Origin of the sequence: Parafrankia elaeagni (genome assembly GCF_000374165.1) — a bacterium.
GTDB classification, from domain to species: domain Bacteria; phylum Actinomycetota; class Actinomycetes; order Frankiales; family Frankiaceae; genus Parafrankia; species Parafrankia elaeagni.
On the sequence record NZ_KB893728.1, the window covers coordinates 1 to 15,939 of the forward strand.

Annotated in this window: 15 protein-coding genes; 7 read left to right on the top strand and 8 right to left on the bottom strand. The window is 71.4% G+C overall.

What is annotated here, in order from left to right:
- From B207_RS34195 to surE, 4 genes are all read left to right on the top strand, one after another.
- The coding region (locus tag B207_RS34195) for an IS66 family transposase (protein WP_018637685.1) at positions 1-243 on the top strand (243 nt) is incomplete at its 5' end.
- A complete protein-coding gene (locus B207_RS0116590; protein ID WP_018637686.1) occupies positions 182-1,441 on the top strand; it encodes an endonuclease/exonuclease/phosphatase family protein in 1,260 nt (419 codons plus the stop codon). The genes B207_RS34195 and B207_RS0116590, both read left to right, overlap by 62 nt.
- Before the next feature lie 199 nt (positions 1,442-1,640).
- Positions 1,641-2,564 carry a PfkB family carbohydrate kinase gene (locus tag B207_RS34200; RefSeq protein WP_018637687.1) on the top strand — a complete coding sequence of 308 codons (924 nt, stop codon included), beginning with the start codon at positions 1,641-1,643 and terminating at the stop codon, positions 2,562-2,564.
- Positions 2,564-3,328: a 5'/3'-nucleotidase SurE gene (gene surE, locus B207_RS0116600; protein WP_018637688.1), complete on the top strand. Its 765-nt coding sequence runs from the start codon at positions 2,564-2,566 to the stop codon at positions 3,326-3,328. The genes B207_RS34200 and surE overlap by 1 nt, the downstream gene beginning before the upstream one ends.
- 66 nt (positions 3,329-3,394) lie before the next feature.
- On the opposite strand, the gene B207_RS0116605 is transcribed toward surE, so the two are convergent.
- From B207_RS0116605 to B207_RS0116615, 3 genes are all read right to left on the bottom strand, one after another.
- Positions 3,395-3,772 (bottom strand): hypothetical protein, encoded by a 378-nt coding sequence (locus tag B207_RS0116605; protein WP_018637689.1) that lies wholly within the window; start codon positions 3,770-3,772, stop codon positions 3,395-3,397.
- A gap of 100 nt (positions 3,773-3,872) precedes the next feature.
- Positions 3,873-4,898 carry a DUF3592 domain-containing protein gene (locus B207_RS0116610; RefSeq protein WP_018637690.1) on the bottom strand — a complete coding sequence of 342 codons (1,026 nt, stop codon included), beginning with the start codon at positions 4,896-4,898 and terminating at the stop codon, positions 3,873-3,875.
- Entirely contained in the window at positions 4,895-6,502 is a 1,608-nt protein-coding gene (locus B207_RS0116615; protein ID WP_018637691.1) for a M48 family metalloprotease, read from the bottom strand. The genes B207_RS0116610 and B207_RS0116615 overlap by 4 nt, the downstream gene beginning before the upstream one ends.
- A gap of 636 nt (positions 6,503-7,138) precedes the next feature.
- Here B207_RS0116615 and B207_RS34205 point away from each other — a divergent pair.
- Complete coding sequence (locus B207_RS34205) at positions 7,139-7,969, top strand: dienelactone hydrolase family protein (RefSeq protein WP_018637692.1); 831 nt, start codon at positions 7,139-7,141, stop codon at positions 7,967-7,969.
- Here the strand turns inward: B207_RS34205 and B207_RS0116625 are convergent.
- From B207_RS0116625 to B207_RS0116635, 3 genes are read right to left on the bottom strand one after another with little or no spacing between them, the layout of a single operon-like run.
- Positions 7,940-8,806 carry an SDR family NAD(P)-dependent oxidoreductase gene (locus B207_RS0116625; RefSeq protein WP_018637693.1) on the bottom strand — a complete coding sequence of 289 codons (867 nt, stop codon included), beginning with the start codon at positions 8,804-8,806 and terminating at the stop codon, positions 7,940-7,942. The genes B207_RS34205 and B207_RS0116625 overlap by 30 nt on opposite strands.
- A 46-nt stretch (positions 8,807-8,852) precedes the next feature.
- A complete protein-coding gene (locus B207_RS0116630; protein WP_018637694.1) occupies positions 8,853-10,013 on the bottom strand; it encodes an NAD-dependent epimerase/dehydratase family protein in 1,161 nt (386 codons plus the stop codon).
- A gap of 7 nt (positions 10,014-10,020) precedes the next feature.
- A complete protein-coding gene (locus B207_RS0116635; RefSeq protein ID WP_018637695.1) occupies positions 10,021-11,193 on the bottom strand; it encodes an amidohydrolase family protein in 1,173 nt (390 codons plus the stop codon).
- A 157-nt stretch (positions 11,194-11,350) separates the two neighbouring features.
- Here B207_RS0116635 and B207_RS0116640 point away from each other — a divergent pair, with 157 nt between their 5' ends.
- A complete protein-coding gene (locus tag B207_RS0116640) occupies positions 11,351-12,058 on the top strand; it encodes a GntR family transcriptional regulator (protein ID WP_018637696.1) in 708 nt (235 codons plus the stop codon).
- Between the two features lie 266 nt (positions 12,059-12,324).
- Positions 12,325-13,563 (top strand): cytochrome P450, encoded by a 1,239-nt coding sequence (locus tag B207_RS0116645; RefSeq protein WP_018637697.1) that lies wholly within the window; start codon positions 12,325-12,327, stop codon positions 13,561-13,563.
- 88 nt (positions 13,564-13,651) lie between these two features.
- Here the strand turns inward: B207_RS0116645 and B207_RS34210 are convergent, their stop codons facing one another.
- The gene (locus tag B207_RS34210) at positions 13,652-14,665 is read right to left on the bottom strand and encodes a hypothetical protein (RefSeq protein WP_230205059.1); all 1,014 of its coding nucleotides are present in this window, start codon (positions 14,663-14,665) and stop codon (positions 13,652-13,654) included.
- 31 nt (positions 14,666-14,696) lie between these two features.
- Positions 14,697-15,713, bottom strand: coding sequence for an alpha/beta hydrolase (locus B207_RS0116655; protein WP_051102560.1), 1,017 nt, complete (start codon positions 15,711-15,713; stop codon positions 14,697-14,699).
- Positions 15,714-15,939: the final 226 nt, after the last annotated feature.

Genomic DNA, 15,939 nt, shown 5'->3' on the forward strand with positions numbered 1-15,939 from the left:
CGGTTCGCGACCGACCTGACGGTCCCGTTCTCGAACAATCTCGCGGAACGCGACGTCCGCCCCGTCAAGATCCAGCAGCGGGTCTCCGGTGGCTGCTGGCGCACGCTCCAAGGCCTCGCTGACTTCGCTGTTGTGCAGTCCTACCTGTCGACCGCCAGCAAATGGGGCGTCGACACCCTCGATGCCCTCACCCGCCTGTTCACCACCGGCGCGTGGCTCCCACCCACCACACACCCGGCCTGAACAGCGCATTCAATCTCGACCTCAGCTGAACAGCTACGATGGAAGAGGCGGCGGCACCCTGCGGTTCGCCACCTTCAACGCCTCGCTCAACCGGGCCACGGCGGGCCAGCTGCGGACGGACCTGTCGACGCCGGATAATGCCCAGGCGCGGACGGTCGCCGAGATCATCCAGCGGGCCCACCCGGACGTCCTGCTCATCAACGAGTTCGACCACGACCCGGTGGCCGCGCGGCTGTTCGCCGACAACTACCTGGCCAAGGGCCAAGGCGGCGCCCAGGCGCTGCGTTATCCGTACCGGTACGTCGCCCCGAGTAACACCGGCGTCGCCTCCGGCTTCGACCTGAACAACGACGGCCAGGTCGTCACGACCCCGGGAGCAGCCGGCTACGGAGACGACTCCCTCGGCTTCGGCGCTTTCCCCGGGCAGTACGGAATGGTCGTCTACTCGCGGTTCCCCATTGACACCGGAGCCGTCCGGACCTTCCAGAACTTCCGCTGGAAGGACATGCCGGGCGCGTTGCTGCCCGACGACCTGGCCACGACAGCACCCGCCGACTGGTACTCGCCGCGCGAGCTGGCGGCCTTCCGGCTTTCCTCGAAGAGCCACTGGGACGTCCCGATCCGGATCGGCCGCGAGACGGTGCACCTGCTGGCGAGCCATCCCACCCCGCCCACGTTCGACGGGCCGGAAGACCGAAACGGGCTGCGTAACCACGACGAGATCCGGTTCTGGGCCGACTACATCCGCCCTGGTGCGAGCTCCTACATTCACGATGACCGGGGCCGCCGCGGTGGGCTGAAGCCGGGCGAGCGGTTCGTGATCGCCGGTGACATGAACGCCGACCCGCTCGACGGGGACAGTGTTGCCTCCGCTGCGACCCAGCTGCTCAACAGCCGCTGGGTGAATGGCTCGGCCACCCCGACGAGCGCCGGTGCCGTCGAGGCCGCCGCACTGCAGGGCGGTGCCAATGCCACCCACCGCGGCGACCCTGCCCAGGACACGGCCGACTTCGCGGACACGGCCCCGGGCAACCTGCGCGCCGACTACGTCCTGCCGTCGCGCACCCTCGCCGTCGCGGGCGCCGGGGTGTTCTGGCCGCTGTCCTCGGACCCGCTGTCCCGGCTCACCGGCACCTACCCGTTCCCGAGCTCCGACCACCGGCTGGTCTGGCTGGACGTCCGAACTTCCCGCCGCTGAGAGCGCAGGTCCACGGACGGGCACGTCGCGCCACGGCGCGGGGTGGGGCACTGCCGCGGACACACGCCGGGCCCATCGGCAGGGCGGCAGGGTGTGTCGGGGCCCGCCGGGCGGGAACAGTCACCGCGTGGCTGCATCCGTCACGACGCGCCCCGAACCACGGACGACCGGGGGAGAACGAACCCGATCACCGCGGGTCATGGTGTTCGCCCCGTCACCACTGCTGACGGTGACGATCGAGGCGCGACCGGACGGGGAGAGTGACATCCACCTGCACGCGGGCGGTCAGGGGGTGTGGATCGCGCACCTGATGATGGTGCTGGACGTCGAGGCCCGGCTGTGCGCGCCGTTCGGCGGGGAGACCGGCGAGGTGCTCATGACCCTGTTGGGACGCAGCGGTGTCGCCTTCCGGCCGGTTGCGGTGGGCAGCGACAACGGGGGCTACATCCACGACCGCCGCGGGGGGCGGCGCGAGGCCGTGGCGACGACTCCGGCACCGCCGCTTACCCGCCACGAACTCGACGGGCTGTACAACACGGCGTTGGTCGAAGGGCTTGACGCCGGTGTGGCGGTTCTCGGTGGCCCTGACGGTGAGGGTGTGCTGCCCGTCGACACCTACCGCCGGCTGGCGGCGGACCTCACGGAGGCGGGTACCCGGGTGGTGGCGGACCTGTCGGGGGAGTGCCTCACGGCGGCGCTGGAGGGCGGGGTCGCGGTGCTCAAGGTCAGCCATGACGATCTTGTCCGGGACGGGCACGCCGGTTCCGACGACCCGGACGAGCTGCGGGCGGTCATGGGGGAGCTGGCCCGTTCCGGTGCCGAGACGGTGATCGTGTCCCGCGCGGAGCAACCGGCGCTGGCACTGGTCGGCGACCGCGCGGCCGAGATCCGCACGCCCCGGTTCACCATGCTCGACCACCGTGGTGCGGGTGACTCGATGACGGCCGGTGTCGCGGCCGCCCTGGCACGCGGGGCGGACATCGACCAGGCGCTGCGCCTCGGGGCGGCGGCCGGTGCGTTGAACACGACCCGGCACGGGCTCGCCACCGGCGAACGGGACCTGATCGAACGCCTGGCGGCCCGGGTGGAGATCTGCCCGGCGAGCGAGGGCGCCACGCGCTGATGCACGCGCTGATCACCAACGATGACGGTGTCGACAGCGGCGGACTGCGCACCCTCGTCCGGACCGCCGTCGCGTGCGGTCTCGACGTGACCGTGGCGGCGCCGGACGGCGAGCGGAGCGGGAGCAGCGCCTCCCTGTCCGCGCTGGAGTCGCAGGGGCGCCTGCTGGTGGAGGAACGCGCGCTCGACGGCGTCCCGGATCTGCCAGCGCTGTCCGTCCGCGCGTCGCCCGCGCTGATCGTCTTCGTGGGTGTCCGCGGCGCGTTCGGCCCGGTACCCGACGTCGTGCTCACGGGTGTCAACCACGGACCGAACACCGGGCAGGCCGTGCTGCACTCCGGCACGGTCGGGGCGGCTCTCACGGCGGTCACCCACGGCCTGCCCGCACTGGCTGTCTCGTGCGCCGCGGCGCAGCCCGTTCACTGGGAGTCGTCGGCGCTGGTCGCGGGCCGTGCCGTCGACTGGCTGCTGGCGTACCGCGGCGCGCCGTTCGTGCTCAACGTGAACGTGCCCGACCTGCCGTCCGAGCGGCTGCGCGGACTGCGGCCGGCGGTTCTGGCGCACTTCGGCGCGGTGCAGGCCCGGATCGGTGAACGGGGACGCGGCTACCTCACCACCACCTTCAGCGAGACCTCGGAGGAGGCCGGTCCGGGCACCGACGTCACCCTGCTCCGACAGGGCTGGGCGACGGTCACAGCCCTCGAACGGCCCACCGAGTCCGAAGCCGTCGACCTCACCCAGCTCGCCTGGGACCCCGGCGCCTGAACCTCGACCGAGCCGGCTTGTCCCGAGATAATGACGGACTGTAGTGCTTTTGTTGGTGCAGGCGCTTCAGTCGGGCGCACCCGCCCGCGCATCCTCGCTGCCTTCGGTCGGATGGGCCGGGTGGAGCCTGCCGGATCGGGCCTCCGGGCCCTGTGGGCTCCTCCACCCCTGGACAACGAACACGACCATCATGGCGGCGAGGCAGAGCAGGCCGAGGACGGAAAGCGAGATGGAGAGCGTCCGGTGGTCGCGCAGCAGGGCCGCGGTCGGGTTCAGAGCCAGGCCAGCGAACAGCAGCGTCAGGGCCAGCGACTGCGAACGAGTTGCTCGCCCCGCGAACGGCCGGTGCCGGAACGGCCGCTTACGGACGACCTCGGCCAGGTAGTAACCGGCGGCCAGGGCCCAGGCCACGGCGAAGACAACCGGGACAATCAGATCGGACATCGCTGCGGCTCCCGGGCAGACGGAACGAGGGTGCAGGTGGCTCCCCGCGGAACACCGCACGGGCACTCCTGGACAGGCCCGGGGGGCCAGGGATGTCCGCTCACGGTTCTCCCCCGCTCAGCATCCAGCCGGTCAGCAGGATGGTGGACATGAGCACGGCGCCGGGGATGACGGTGACCGCGCCGTCCAGCCCGTAGCCGAGCGCTCCGCCCAGCAGGGTGCCGACGAGCACGAGACGCGGAGTACGGCGCCACCACCGGCGGGGGTGGGGCGGGGGATCCTCGCGAACGATGACGATGCTGCCGCCGGGCCCGACATCGACTCTGACGCCGGGGCGGGAGGTCAGGCGGAAGCGTCTGGGTGGCTCCCGCCGGACCTTGCCGATGGGTGTGAGGCGAACACCGCCGGGCAGTTCGACGGCGAGCGGGCCCACCGGCCCTGACTCCGACGCCCTGCCTCGTACGATCGCCTCGGCCCTGTCCGGTATCTGCTCGACGGCGGGGTGCCACATCACCCGCTGCCAGCCGTAGGGCACCGGGTTTCCGATGTCGTTCAGAATGAGCCAGGTACTTGGATGGGTGATGCCCGCTCCGGCGGTGTCCTTTCCGACCCGGGGATGGGCGACCATGGCGCGGCCGGGGTGTTCGGCGGCGTGCCGGAAGCGCAGGCCGCGTATTGCCCACCACAGCGGCACCCCGACCGCGACTGCGGCGGCATAGCCGAGGAAGAGGAGCGGGATGTCGTTGTCACGGTCCGTTCCCGAGTCCGCGGGGAAGCCCCGCGGGGAGGGGTCGTTCGGGTCGTAGGCGACGGTGAACCGCTCACCGACGCGATATCGATGATCGACCTCGAACCGCTGCACGTGCTCGCGACCTGAGGCGTCGACCCAGCGGGCCCGGAGGTCGAAGTGCTCGTAGTACCGGTCCTCGACCACCGTGCCGTCGGCGACGGCGGTCGCCCGGGCGCGGGCGGTGTCGTATCGGTGCGTCCGCCACGCGGTGTCACTGACGATCACCGTGAACCCGACCAGGGCGACCGAGATACCGAGGAGCGCCACCCGCAGGACCGGACGCCGGCCGATCAGGCCCGCCCGTCCCGCACGGGGGGCGTGGTCGAGCCCCGTCACGCCCCTGCCGCCCTGACGGCTTCGGTGTCGTCGCCTGCCGCGATCAGCGCGCGCACCGGAGCCGCGTCGCCGGAATCCACGGCGTGCTCGATCAGCTCCCGTACGTCGATGGTCCGGCCGTCGGGGGAGACGACCACGGTGGTCACCCATCGGCTCGCCCGCTCCCAGCCGGAGTCGACCAGCATCCTGCTGATCAGGCGGCCCAGGTAGCCAGCGAGGATCGCACGGGCGATCGCGTCGCGCCCCGGCGGTGGCTCGGCGCGGATCGACGGGTTGATGCGGCGGGCGAGGCCGCGCCAGTCCATGTCGGTTCCCGCCCGGCTTCGCCACAGGCCACCTGCAGGGGGTGCGCTCGCGGGAGGTGGACCGGACTCCAGGGCGTCGACCGCGGCGGCCAGCGCGCCCGATGCCGTGTCACGGCCCGTCACGTGCCGCAGGGTGGCAGGTGTCCCGTCGAGGGGCCCGAACAGGTCGGCCGGGTGGTTCGGCACGCGGGTAGGGACAAGCGCGACCTGGTCGGAGCCGGCGAGCAGATTCCGCGGCGCCCACCGGTTCAGGTCGTCGGCCTGGTGAATGCCCACCGGCCTGTCGGCGGGTTCACCGGGCCCGCTCACAGGCCGGCAGCGGGCTGCCTCGGCGCGTTCGGTACGGGGCGGCGCGGCGTTGCCGATCTCAGCTCTGGGGGGAGTGGGGGCCGATGACTCCGTCAGGGCAGCCAGCCGCGGCTGCAGCGGAAGCCGGGTCTGCGCGGCCCAGGGGTCCCTGATCTCGTCCGTCAGGATGCCCGCGAAGACCCATCGGACGACGTGTGGATCATCGAGACTCTCGTCGAGGATGTCGTACAGGTTCTTGGGAAAAGTCCGCTGCTGGGCAAGGACCTTGGTCCCGTGCCCGCCGAGGTGGTCGAACGCTGCCGCGACCAGCGTTGCGCGGGTCAGGGCGGAGCTGACTTCGGTGGTACCGAGGACCTCGGCGGCCCGTGCGTCCGCCGCGAGCTCCACCCGCCAGCGGTATCGCTGCGTAGCGTTCAGCAGCGCAGCGGCGACGGCGCGGCGCGGGGGAAAGCGGCTGGCAAGCGCCTGCGCGACCATGCCGCGGGTGGACGCCAGCGCTCCTTCGCGCCGGCCGGTCAGCTGATGACGGGCGATCTCCCGGGCGATGATGGCCGTGAGCTGCGCCGCGGTGAGCCCACGCAGGAGGGGCCAGCCGAGGAGCAGGCTCGGTGACCGACTGCCCAACCCCGGGTGCACCAGAGCCACCGGAGTCGGTAGAACCCGGAAGGCGAGCGGAGCGTCGAAAGCCATCCGTTCGGCGGCCCGGCGTATCAGGACGGCCAGGTCGGGTTCATCGTCCGGTCGCAGCGCCCGGCCCGGTGGGCGTGCGCTGCGGAGAACCGGGATGAGTAGCGCAAGAAGCAGGCCGATGAACGGTGCGGCACCGAACAACCAGTCGTGAGACGCGACGGCCAGGCCGACGATGACAAGACCAAAAACGATACCGTCGATCATGAAGAAGGTCCACAGGGCGATCGCCCACAGAACGGTTGTCGGGACCGTTCCACGACTGATCCGGAGCTGCTCGACAGGCGGCGGAAGGGTGCTCACGGGTGTCCCGGGAAGGGCACGGCGTCCTCTTTCGGAGCAGCGCGCAATGATCCGTGGCAGCACGACAGCGAATGTCCGCCAGCCCACGGAACAAGCATCGACAAATGGCTACGCCCGGCCTGCGGACCGGACACGGCAGCGAACACGAGGATGACCAGAGGCCTCCAGGGAAGGTCGGCGCAATGCAGCGATGGACAGCACGAACTGCTTCGCCGACCAGACTTCCCGGCACACCAACGAGAACTTTATCGGGCTACTTCTGGGCCCGCAAGTGCTTCCGGAGCGGGCAATGTGTCGGAATGACGCTCACCGGGCAGCGGGTCCCGCGGTGGCGGCCATGGCCACCTCGTGCTGGCAGCGGCATGCTCCGGGGGAGCGCCGCAGGCCCATCCGGCCGACTCTCGCCGCCGTCGTCACCGAATCAGCTGGCGGCGTGGACGACCCCGTGTTCGGCTCTGACGATGCACTCCTGGCGGTCACTGAGTTCGACGGGCACGCCGTGACGCTGTGGGATGTGTCAGATCCCAGCCGTCCGCGGCTGGCCGCGACATCGGCGTTGACGGTGCGATGCGCGCGTCCCCGGGCGGGGCCGGGTATGACCGATGCCTCGTGTAGGGCATGCCGGATGATGGCGCCATGACGCTCGAGACGATGCGCCTTGCCGCGAGTGGCGGGACGGACGCCGGTGGCCACGCAGCGGGGGAGACCGCGGGAGAGGGGAAGCCGGGCGCGGGCGTCCCGGTGACTGTCGCCGCTCCGCGGCCCGCGACGTCCACGTCCGGGCTGGGGTCCGCGGCTCGCGGTGCGGTCATCGTCCTCGCGGACGCGCGAGGGATCACCGGGTACGTGCTCTCGGTGTGCGAGCAGTTGCGTGACGAGGGATGGTTGGCGTTGACGCCGCACCTTTACCACCGCGACGGCACTGCCGAGGTGCCCGTGGCCGAGGGCGCCGCGAAGATGCGGACCCTGACCGCCGACGGCATCGCCGCCGACCTGGACGCGTGCCTGGAGCACCTGGCCGCGGCCGGGTTCCCACCGGGCCGGACCGCGGTGATCGGCTTCTGTATGGGTGGTACAGCGGCGTTCCTCACCGCCGCGCGCCGCCGCCTGGGCGCCGCGGTGTCCTTCTACGGCGGCGCCGTCACCGAGCCCTACTGGTCCGGAGCGCCGCCGCTGCTGGACGTCGCCGGCCGTCTGCGCACCCCGTGGCTCGGGCTGTACGGCGAGAACGACACCTGGGTCACGCTGGAGGAGATCGGGCGGCTGCGTGCCGCGGTCGCCGGGGCCTCGGTGCCGACCGAGCTGATCAGCTATCCGGGCGCGCAGCATGCCTTCCACACGCCCGAGCGGCCCTCGACCCACCACCCGCAGGCCGCCCGCGACGCCTGGGACCGGATGCTGCGGTGGCTGGCCACCCACGTCGGCCCGGGCTCCACGTCAGGCGTCGGCGACGGGCCGCCTGGTTGAGGGCCGGCCGGTCGAGCTCTCGGTGAAGCCGACGAAGCTGCGGGTCCGGCCGCGGGGATCCGACGTTCCGGTCATGCGAGGGCCCCAGGCGACCATGCCGCCGTCGGCCAGCACCGCCGTCCCGGTGAGGAAGACGCTGTCCGGGCCGGCGAGGAAGGCCACGAGGCCGGCGATGTCCTCCGGCCGGCCGAGCTCCGGCCACGGCTGGAACGTGGCCAGCCGGGCTTCGATGGCGGCGGCGTCCCGGCCCATCACCAGCGGGGTGTCGACCAGGCCGGGGCAGACCGCGTTGACCCGGATGCGGTGGGCGGCGAGCTCGACGGCGGCGTTGGCGGTGAAGTTGATGACCGCGGCCTTGGCCGCCGAGTAGGCGGTCAGGCCACCACCGCCACCCATCCCGGCGACGGAGGCGTTGTTCACGATCACTCCGCCGTCACCCTGGGCGATCATCGCTCGGGCGGCGTGCTTCGTCCCGAGGAACACCCCGCGGCTGATCACGGCGAAGGTCCGGTCCCAGTCGGCCGGGTCGGTCTCGACCAGCGGCCCGAAGGCTCCGCCGATACCGGCGTTGTTGAACACGATGTCGAGCCGGCCGAAGGCGTTCACGGCGGCGCCGACGAGCGCGGCCACGTCCGCCTCGTCGGTGACGTCGGTGGGCACGAACCGGACACGGGCCGGGTCGGCGACCTCGTCCAGCAGCTGGCCGGCGTTCGCTTCGTTGAGGTCGCCGAAGACGACCCGGGCGCCCTCGGCGAGGAAGCGCAGCACGCTGGCCCGGCCGATGCCGCTGGCGCCGCCGGTCACGACGGCGACTCGGGTGGTGAGCCGGTCAGACATGGCGGTAACCGTGGAAAACTGGGTGAGTGGCCACTCATGTCCTCCCTCAGCGGCCGCGGTGGTCCGCTTTTCCGGGTTCCTGCGGGTGGGGCATGCTGTGCACCGGCGGTGCCGCGCGCTGCTCGACCACGGTGGCCAGCCTCGCCGCCGCCGCGCGGTACTCGGCGAGCAGTGCGTCCTCGCCGGCATAGTCGAACCGGTCGGTGAACGACGGGCTGGCGGCCGGGTCGAAGTCGGGGTGCTCGCCGTACCAGTCGACGAGTGCGGCCAGTGCGTCGAGCGGGTCGACAGCCGGGGTGTAGCCCAGCTCGCGGCGCGCCTTCTCGGTGCTGACGACGACATGGGTCGCGGTGGTGCCGGCGAGCGGGAGCAGCGTGGTGGTGGCCTCGACGGCGATCTCCCGGGGCAGCCCGACCAGCTCCAGGTCGGCTCCCATCAGCCGGGCGATGGTCGTCGCCCAGTCGCGGAGCGACCAGCTCGTCGCCTCGCCCGCGTTGTAGACCTGACCGCCGGCCACCGCCGGGGCACCCACCACGGCCAGGACGAACGCGGCCGCGTTGGCAGCGGCGCAGCGGGTGTGGATCTGACCGCCACCGTCCGGAAGGATCATGAAAGGACGGCTGTCGCGTACCCGCCGCACCACCGACCACTCGGCCGGCCGGGGGTTGTTCGGCCCGAACAGCATCGGGAAACGCACGACTGTCGCCCCCGTGTGGTGCGCGAAGACGGCGGCCTCGGCCTCCGCGAGCCGGCTGGAGAACGCCAGGGCCGTCGGCGCCGCCATCGCCATCGCCGTCGCTGCCTCCGTCGTCGCTGCTCCCGCCGCCGGGCCGGTGCCGTCCCGGACGACCGGATGATCCTCGGTCACCGGGACCGGCAGCGGGCTCTGGCCGGGGCTCGGGAAGAACCCCTGGTACACGGGCACCCCGCCGACGGCGACGAACCGGCCGCATCTCCCGGCCAGCGCGGGCGCCAGCTGCCTGAGCCGCCCGTACATGGCCACCACGGCATCGAAGTCCCGCGTGCCGAGGGCGGCATCGATCGACGCGCGGAAATGGGGATCGCCGTGGATGTGCTCGACCTCGGCCAGCTCGGGCGGTTCGTGGGAGCCCCGATGGAAGATCGTGACGTCGTCGCCGCGGGTGAGGAGACCGCGTACGACGTGCGGCCCGGTGGGCCCCGTCCCGCCCACCACCAGGACCCGCACCGTTCGCCTAGATCCGGTAGAGCTTGGCCGCGTTACCGCCCATGACCTTCTCCCGCGTCTCCGGACGGAGGCTGAGGATCTTCTCGCTGACGATCCCGAGGGGGTCGGGGTGCAGGCAGGTGGGGTGCGGAAAGTCCGTCTCGAACATGATCCTGTCCTCGCCGACCTGGTCGATGAGGTGCTGCAGGTCGCCGCGGCCGGTCTCGAACCAGAAGGTCGCGTACCAGTTGTCGCGGAAGTACTCCGAGGGGAGTTTCCGCAGCTTCGCGGCGTGCCTGGGCGCGTTCTCCTCGAGCTCGTAGTCCATCGCCTCGAGCATGAACGGCACCCAGCCGATGCCGCTCTCGACGGAGACCATCTGGAGCGCGGGATGCCGGTCGAACATCCCGGAGTAGGCGCTGTTGAGCAGGACCCGGGAGTTGTTCTGGAACAGCGACGCGCCGCCGATGGCGGGCTTCACGTAGTCGTCCTGGCTGGGCCAGTACGTGGTGCCGAAGTACGACAGCGAGGTCTGGCTGGCGCCGATGTGGAAGTGCACCGGCAGCTGCAGACCGGCGCAGATCTCCCAGAACGGATCCCAGTCGCGGTGGCCGAGATCCGGTGATCCGGAGTCCTGGGGGTCGGCGGTCATGTTGACGCCGCGGTAGCCCAGGGCGGCACACCGTTCGGCCTCGCGGACGCAGGACTCGACGTCCCACGCCGGCATGATCGGCATGGGCAGCAGCCGGTTGCCCGACTCGGCCTGGACCTCGGCCATCGCGTCGTTGTAGAGCTCGACGCAGAGCCGGAGCAGCACCGGGTCCTGCACCGAGTTGCGCAGGTTCTGGCCGCCGATGCCGATGGCGTTCGGGTACAGGACCTGCGTGTGAATGCCGATCTCGTCCATCAGGGCCAGTCGCGCCTTCGGGTCCCACGCGGCCGGGTGCACGTCGCGGATGCCCCACGAGCCGCCCTGGGAGTCGCGGAACGCGTGCTTCTTCCCGTCGTGGTCGACGGTGCCGCCGGAGCCGGCCTTGCCGAACGTCTTGCCCTCGATGACCCACATGTCCGTGCCGTCGATCCGCTCGACGTGGGGGACCCGGTCCTCGTACCCCTTCGGCGCCCGTTCGGTGAACAGGTCGTGACGTTCGGTCATGTGTGCGTCGGCGTCAACCACGCGCAGACCAGCCAGTTCGCTCATGCGGATCTCCTTCGGTCGGTGCGGCCGCGGTCGTGCTGCGTCAGAGCGGTCGTGCTGCGTCAGAACCTGAGCGTATGCTCACTTACCTCCGGACCGCAATCGCCAATTTCTGATTGTTGATTGCCCACCGGGGCCGGTGTCGACCACGATGGGCGATGTGGTGGCAGAAGCCGCGTTGCGGCGGACCAGAACGAGCGCTGCGGTCGTCGAGTACCTGCAGAGGGAGATCTTCGCCGGCAGCCTCCGTTACGGCGACCGCGTCGACGTCGAGCGGATCGGCACGACCCTCGGGGTGAGCCCCACCCCTGTCCGGGAGGCCCTCGTGCTCCTCGAGCGGGACGGCCTGATCGCGACCCGCGTGCACCGGGTGGCGTTCGTTCAGCACTTCGACGCCCGCACGCTGCGCGCGGACTTCCACGTCCTGGGCCTCCTGGGCGGAGTCGCGGCGGCGCGGGTGGCGAAGGACCGCGACCCCGAGATCCTCGCCCGGCTCCAGGACCTGCTCCGGGCGCTGGACGACAGCGGCGCTGACAACGCCGACAGCGCTGACAGCGGGCGCCTGCTGGACCTCGCCGCCGAGATCGTCCTGCTCCAGCACCGTGCGGGAGCCACCCCGCGCCTGCTCGCGGATCTCCGTGGAGCCGGCGGCTTCCTGGAATGGGCGGCGCGCCAGAGCGACCGCCGTGCCCCCGGGGAGATCGTCGAGGCTCAGCGGCGGGTCGTCGACGCCATCGTCGCCGGTGATCCGCGGAAGGCCTCGCGGGCCCGCCTGCAGGACACCCGCGCCGCGGCCGAGCAGGTGATAGACGAGCTGATCCGGCGTGGGGTACTGCGCGCGGACGGCACCAACGCCGCCGCCGGCTGACGGGCCGGAGCGCCACCGTCCGGGAGACGAGGTGCGGAGGAGCCGGTGGTGCCGGCGAGGTCGGTGGTGTCGGCGAGGTCGGTGGTGCCGTTGATACCGCTGGTGCCGTTGATACCGGTGGCACCAGCGATGCGTGGCTCGGAGAGCAAGTACTCACTACATTGGAGCGGAACGCTCGCGCGTTCGCCCGGCGACGGCCGGTGACTGGCCCGCGCCAGCAACCGGCCCGAACCGCACGGCTGCCACAGGTAGGAGCGTGAGGTGTGATGGAGACAGGGACCGCGGGCCCGGTGCTGATCGACGACGAGTGGGTCGAGAAACACTTCGACCACCTGTCGCCCGACCTCGCCCGGGAGCTGCACCCGACGCTCGCCCGGGCCCGCTCCCGGTGCCCGGTGGCGCACAGCGACCAGCACGGAGGCTTCTGGGTGGTCACCCGGAAGGAGGACGTCCTCCGCGTCGCCCAGGACTGGAAGGCGTTCACCTCCGAAAGCGGCATCACCGTGCCCTCGCCCCCCGGGCCGCCGATGAAGATCCTCCCCGTCACGGTCGACCCGCCGCTGCAGCGTGAGTTCCGGCAGCTGACGAACCCCTATTTCCGGCCCACGGTCGTGAAGGAGTGGGAGGAACCGACCCGCGCGGTGGTGAACCGTCTCATCGACGGTTTCATCGAGGACGGCAGCTGCGAGTTCATGGAGGCGTTCGCTCGGCCGTTCCCCGGCCTGACGTTCTTCGACCTGGCGCTACACGCCCCCGCCGAGGACCTCGACGAGGTCAACGGGTACGCCATCATGGCGTCGCAGATGCACCGCCCGGAGGCCAGGGAGTGCCTGCTGAAACTGGCCGGCTGGATCAGCCGGTTCGTCGAGGAAAGGCGCCGTGAGGGCCCGCGGGGAGACGTTGTCGACGCCGTGATGGCCGCACGGATCGAGGGCCGCCCGATCACCCCCGAGGAGGTGGTCGGAACCATTCAGCTGCTGGTCCTCGGCGGCCTCGAGACGACCGCCGGTGTGTTGGGGATGGCGATGCTGCGGCTCTGCGAGCATCCCGAGATCCTGACAGCGTTGCGGGAGCGACCGGAGCTGGTTCCGAACGCCGTCGAGGAGTTCCTGCGGCTCGACGGATCCTTCGTGTGCATCGCCCGCACGGCTCGGAACGACACCGAGGTGGGCGGCCGGCTGATCCGGCAGGGCGAGAAGGTACTCATGTACTGGGTCTCCGCCAACCGCGACGAGGCCGAGTTCGACAACCCCGACGTGTTCGACCTCGAGCGAGCCAGGAACGCGCATGTCGCCTTCGGCGCCGGGCCGCACCGCTGCGCCGGCTCGAACCTCGCGCGGATGAACCTGCGGGTCGCGCTCGTCGAGATCGTCCGGCGACTGAACGACATCCAGGTGCGGCCGGGTGCCGATATCGGTTTCATGTCGACGTTCAATCGGGCGCCGGTGTCCGTCCCGCTTGTCTTCACCCCTGGGAAGCGGGTGTCCGAACCGACCTCCTCCTGATCGTGAGGCGGGCCTGGGGACTGTTCCAAAAGATCGTTGGCGGAGCCGGATGTTGATCGCTGCGGTGGTGACCTGACACCGGTGCCGGTCACCGGATGCGTCGGCGCGTCCCGGCCGGGTTCGTGATGAACCGCTGGCCGGACTCGCAGGGCATGGCGCCTCGCCCCCGGGTACTCGGGACCTCATCCCCTGCCTGCGAAGTCGAGTGGTGGATCGTGAGCCTGACCGCTGCCGCGCGAAGGCTCGGGCTGGTCGTCACCGCCTCCAGGGTGGTCAGCATCCAGGGGGCAGCTGTGGCGGCCTGCTCCAGTGCCTGTACGTCAGGAGCCGCAGGCGTGGCCGGGCCCACCGCCGTGGCAAGCACCGCCAACCCGCCGAGCTGGTCCGCGTGCACCAGACGCGGACCAGGATCCATCGCCGTGCCATGGGCGGTGAACCGCAGTGCGGTGCGGGCGGCGTGCCAGGACGAAGGGAGGTCCAGCACCGGAACGGCCGGTCCGACACCGGTTCGCCGGTCCGCCACCCGCGCGGTGACCGTCTCCCGCCGGGCGCCCGCCGGCACGGTTTCAAACAGCGTGGTTCCGTCCGCCAGGGCCAGCGCACGGGCCGGGGCGCGCGGGTCGAGTCCGAGCTGGACGCCCGCCATGCGCCGGGCGCGTGGCGATGCCGCCTGGTCCAGGAGAACCTCGGTCGCGGCCCGGCGGGCGCCGTCCACGGCGACCACCACCGACGGCCGGCCGCTCGTCCGCTCGAAGAAGGCACGGCAGGCGCCCGCTGCCCGTTCGAGCACAACTGCCTCGACGGGGCCGGCGGGACCGGGCTGTTCCAGCCACAGCGCGGCTGGCTCGCCCGGTATCAACGGGACGCTGACCCAGTTGTTGTCGAAGGCGGTGGCGACGGCCCGGCGGCAGCCGTCGAGGTCGACCTCGACGTGTACGCCCCGGGGGCCGTCCACCAGACGGGCCGGCGCGCCCGTCAGCAGCGCCACGCCGCGCACGATCGCCTCCAGGCCGGCCCTGCCCTCGACCAGCTGGTCGGAAGTAGACGACGGCACGTACCGCGGCGCTTGCGTCGGGGTCCAGGGCTGCGAGCCGGCCGGCAAGTTCCTTCACCTGGTAATAGTGCCGCGGGCGCTACCCTGCGAGAAGCCGGCGAAGCCAGTTGATCCGCGCGGCCTTGGCGGCCTGCGAGACCGGGGCCTGCGGCGCCATGAGGTCGAAGCCATGGAAGCCGCCCGGCCAGACGTGCAGTTCGGCGCTTCCACCGGCCTGCCAGATCCGGCTGGCGTAGGCGACGCTCTCGTCGCGGAACGTCTCCGCCGAGCCGACGTCGATGAAGGCCGGCGGCAGGCCCGAAAGGTCCCGTGCGCGGGCCGGGGCGGCGTACGGCGAGACAGCGGGCCCGCCGCGCCGATCACCGAGCAGCGCCGTCCACCCGGTCTCGTTCGACGTCCGGTCCCAGACACCGTGCCCGGCCATCTGCCGGGCCGAGGGGGTGTCGTTGCGGTCGTCGAGCATCGGGCACAGCAACATCTGCCCGGCCAGCGCCGGCCCACCGCGGTCCCGGGTCATCAGCGCCACGGCCGCGGCCAGGCCACCGCCCGCGCTGGTGCCGGCGACCACGAGCCGGCCCGAGGCGACACCGAGCTCGGCCAGCCTGCCTGCCGTCCAGAGCAGGCCGGTGCAGCAGTCCTCCACGGGCACCGGGTGCGGGTGGTCCGGGGCGAGCCGGTAGTCCACCGACACGACCACCAGCCCCAGTTCCTGAGCCCAGTCGAGCGCTTCGGAGATCCCCGTCCGCGCGTCTCCGATCATCATGCCACCGCCGTGCAGAAAACAGATCGCCGCCGCCGGAACATCGGTCGCGGTCGGCCGGCACAGGACCATCGGTAACCTGAAACCGTCCGCCCCGGCTGGTGCCGTGACAGTCTCGACGGTGAAAGCTCCCCCGCGCGCGAGGTCCTCATCGGTGGGGGAGATGGCCGACATCTGTTGGCGGATCTCCGGGACGGAGTCAAGCGCTATCGGCTGCGGCATCAGAGCTCTGAAACTGTCGAGGGCAGCGGCCAGTTCGACGTCGAAAGGCGGCGGCGGGCCGACCCTCCCGTCACCGTTTTCCGTACCGGTCTCCGTGTCACTGTGCACATTCATCGTCGCTCCCGGCGGTTCCGGAGGGCCAAGGCCTGGTACTGGAGGCACGATAGCAGCCGTGGCAGGTGCCGGATGGCTGGAATGATCCGCCATCCGGCGGGACAACCCGCCGGATGGCGTCAGTCAGCTGGGAACTGCTGGTCATCCGCGTGAGCCTCTCGATTTCTCCGTGCTGATTTGATATGAGTGCGGTCGAGATAGCTCGCGGGGATGTGGGAATTCCGTG

What these genes read in the sequence shown, in the direction of transcription:
- B207_RS0116590 (WP_018637686.1), top strand. Translation starts at nt 182, where the DNA reads ATGCCCTCACCCGCCTGTTCACCACCGGCGCGTGGCTCCCACCCACCA.
- B207_RS34200 (WP_018637687.1), top strand. Translation starts at nt 1,641, where the DNA reads ATGGTGTTCGCCCCGTCACCACTGCTGACGGTGACGATCGAGGCGCGA.
- surE (WP_018637688.1), top strand. Translation starts at nt 2,564, where the DNA reads ATGCACGCGCTGATCACCAACGATGACGGTGTCGACAGCGGCGGACTG.
- B207_RS0116605 (WP_018637689.1), bottom strand. Translation starts at nt 3,772, where the DNA reads ATGTCCGATCTGATTGTCCCGGTTGTCTTCGCCGTGGCCTGGGCCCTG.
- B207_RS34205 (WP_018637692.1), top strand. Translation starts at nt 7,139, where the DNA reads ATGACGCTCGAGACGATGCGCCTTGCCGCGAGTGGCGGGACGGACGCC.
- B207_RS0116625 (WP_018637693.1), bottom strand. Translation starts at nt 8,806, where the DNA reads ATGTCTGACCGGCTCACCACCCGAGTCGCCGTCGTGACCGGCGGCGCC.
- B207_RS0116635 (WP_018637695.1), bottom strand. Translation starts at nt 11,193, where the DNA reads ATGAGCGAACTGGCTGGTCTGCGCGTGGTTGACGCCGACGCACACATG.
- B207_RS0116645 (WP_018637697.1), top strand. Translation starts at nt 12,325, where the DNA reads ATGGAGACAGGGACCGCGGGCCCGGTGCTGATCGACGACGAGTGGGTC.
- B207_RS0116655 (WP_051102560.1), bottom strand. Translation starts at nt 15,713, where the DNA reads ATGAATGTGCACAGTGACACGGAGACCGGTACGGAAAACGGTGACGGG.